Here is a 3360-nt window from a genome sequence, read left to right as displayed (position 1 = left end):
GCGTACACAGTCGCCTCGGTCGGACCATAGGCGTTGATGAACACCCGGCCCGGCGACCACCGCCGCACCAGCTCCTCAGGACAGGCCTCACCAGCGACGACGATCGTCGACACACTCGGCAGCGACTCCCCCGCAGGCACCGTGGCCAGCGCGGACGGCGCGATCTGGAGGTGGGTGATCCCCTCCGCCACGCGGACCAGCTCAGCGCCGACGGGCTGCCCCGCCAGCACCAACGCGGCACCCGAGGACAGCGCCCCCACGATGTCGCCGAAGGACACGTCGAAGCTCGGCGAGGCGAACTGCAACACCCTCGCCCCGAGACCGAACCCGAACCGATCCGCGTGCAGACGAGCAAGGCTCGCCACACCGGAATGCGAGACGACGACGCCCTTGGGCCGCCCGGTCGATCCCGATGTGTAGATCACGTACGCCGCGTGATCGGCGTCGACGGGGACACCGAGGTCGCTGGAATCCCCGACAGGATCGGGAACTTCGTCGAGCACGAGAACGGGCTTGGCGTCCGCGAGGACGAACGCCCTCCGCTCGGCCGGGTAGGCGGGGTCGACGGGCAGGTAGGCGCCACCGGCCTTGCCGACCGCGAGCATCGCGGTGATCAGCTCGGGCGAACGCGGGAGCACGAGCGCGACCACCTGCTCCCGGCCGACTCCTCGCTCCACGAGCCACCGCGCGAGGCGGTTCGAGCGCGAGTTCAGCTCCGCGTAGCTGATCTCAACCCCGCCGAACACCAGCGCGACCGCGTCCGGGGTCCGAGCGGTCTGCGCCTCGAAAAGCTCGGCAAGGCTCGCGGGAGCGACATCGACCGACGTGGCGTTCCACTCGAGGAGAACCCGTTGCCGTTCGCCGTCTTCGAGCAGATCAACGGCGGTGATCGGCGCCGTCGGCTCGGCGAGCAGAGCGCCGAGCACACGGCTCAGGCGTCGCGTGATCGCCTCAACGGTCTCGGGGTCGAACAGGTCCGTGCGGTACTCGACGGTGCCGGTCATGCCGGAGTCGTGCTCCGCCAGCACGAAGGACAGGTCGAACTTCGCGGCGTTGGTCCGGCTCAGGTGTTCCTCGACCGTCACGCCGGGCAGCGCCAGCTCGGGTTCGGCGGTGTTCTGGAACGCGAGCATCACCTGGAACAACGGCTGGTGCGCCAGCGAGCGAACCGGGTTCAGCTCCTCCACCAGGTACTCGAACGGAACGTCCTGGTGCGCGTAGGCTTCAAGGTCAGCGTCGCGGACGCGGCGCACCAGGTCCACAAAGGACGGAGCGCCGGAGACATCGGTGCGCAGCACGACGGTGTTCACGAAGAACCCGACGAGATCGTCCAGTGCCTGGTCGGTCCGGCCTGCGACCGGCGTGCCGAATGCGATGTCCGTACCCGCTCCGAGTCGGTTCAGCACCACCGCGAGCGCGGCCTGCACGACCATGAAGGGGCTCGCGCCGCACTCCCGCGCGATCGCGTCGACGGCCTGCTTGGTCGCCAGGTCGAGGCCGAACTCCACACTGGCGCCTTCGTAGGAGGCCACCGCGGGGTAAGGCCGATCGGTCGGCAGCTCGATGCGCTCCGGCAGTCCGTCCAAAGTGGACCGCCAGTGCGCCAGTTGCTCAGGGAGCACCGAGTCCAGAAGGTCGCGCTGCCACAACGTGTAGTCCGCGTACTGCACCGGCAACGGCTGCCAGTCCGGAGCCGCACCGTCGAGCCGCGCCGCGTACGCCTCGCTCAGGTCCTGCGCGAGCGGGCGCATGGACCACCCGTCACCCGCGATGTGGTGCAGCACAACGACGAGCACGTGCTCGTCGGCCGCCATCCGCAGCAGCTCAGCGCGAATCGGCAACTCCGTCGCGAGTTCGAACGGGCGCGCGATGATTTCCGCGACGTCCACGTGCTCGCTGACGGGCAAGGGAAGGACAACGTCGGCGAGAATTCGCTGCTGCGGCTGTCCGTCCACCTCCGGGAACACCGTGCGCAGCGACTCGTGCCGCGCGACGACATCTTGCAGCGCGAGCCGCAACGCCTCCGTGTCAAGATCGCCAGTCAGCCGCAGGGCGATCGGCACGTGGTAGGTGGCCGAAGCGCCTTCGAGCTTGTCCAGGAACCACAACCGCTGCTGCGCGAAGGACAACGGCACCACGTCAGGGCGCGGTCGAGCCGTCACCGAAGCACGGCCGCGCTGGGCAGACTTCACCTCGCGCGCGAGGTCTGCGACGGTCGGCGCGTCGAAGAGGGCGCGGATCGACAACTCCACGTCCAGCTCCGCCCGAACCTTGCTGACCAGGCGCGTCGCCAGCAACGAGTGCCCGCCCAGCTCGAAGAACCCGTCATCCACGCCCACGCTGTCAACGCCGAGCACATCCGCGAACAACCCGCACAGAACAGCTTCGACCTCGTTGCGCGGCCCCCTCTCCGACACCTCGAACACTGGCGCGGGCAACGCCCTACGATCCGTCTTCCCGTTAGCCGTCAAAGGAATCTCATCAACCACCACCACCGCCGACGGCACCATGTACTCCGGCAACCGCTCCGCCACCACCGTCTTCACACGCTCCGCCAACGGCCCGTTTGACGCGTTGAACGCACTGAACGACCCGTTCAGTGCGTTAGACGCGTCAAACGAGGCGTTGATCTTCGGGACCACGTAGGCCACGAGGCGTTTGTCGCCGGGGCGGTCCTCGCGCACCACGGCGGCGGCGTGGTCGATGCCGGGGCACGCGGCGAGGGTGGCTTCGATCTCGCCCAGTTCGATGCGGAAGCCACGCACCTTGACCTGGTCGTCAGTGCGGCCGATGAACTCCATCAGCCCATCGCTCCGCCAGCGCACAACATCTCCGGTGCGGTACATCCGCGACCCCGGCGAGAACGGATTGGCCACGAATCGTTGAGCGGTCAGGGAAGGACGGTTGCGATAGCCACGCGCGAGCACATCGCCGCCGATGTACAGCTCGCCCGCGACGCCGGGAGCAACCGGGCGGAGCCAGCCGTCGAGCACGTAGAGGCGCGTGTTCCAGATCGGGTGCCCGATCGTCACCACGCCTGGCGCAACGGTGTCACCGGGCTCGATGCGGAACTCCATGCAGCCAACGGTGGTCTCCGTCGGGCCGTACTCATTGATCACTGTGACGCCGGGGTGACGAGCCCGCCACTCGTCCAAGATCTCGCCGAGCAGTGATTCGCCGCCGAGCACAAGCTGACCAGTAGGCGACATCGACGCATCCGAGGCCAACAGCAACGGCAAATGACTCGGCGTCGCCTTCACAAACGACGGCCGCACAGTCGCATCAGAGGCCAACTCGACACAACCACCAGCGGTCAACGTCGAAAACAAACCCGTCACCGTCAAGTCAAACGCCACCGGC

1 protein-coding gene is annotated in these 3360 nt (G+C 67.9%); it reads right to left on the bottom strand.

Annotation, left to right across the window (positions count from 1 at the left end):
* Positions 1-3338: condensation domain-containing protein (locus ABD798_RS16910; protein WP_344875795.1), on the bottom strand; the 3338-nt coding region annotated here is incomplete at its 3' end.
* Positions 3339-3360 lie beyond the last annotated feature (22 nt).

Origin of the sequence: Allokutzneria multivorans (genome assembly GCF_039537405.1) — a bacterium.
Taxonomy (GTDB): Bacteria; Actinomycetota; Actinomycetes; order Mycobacteriales; family Pseudonocardiaceae; genus Allokutzneria; species Allokutzneria multivorans.
The sequence above is the reverse complement of the archived record's forward strand: the minus strand, read 5'-3'. Positions and strand labels throughout refer to the sequence as shown.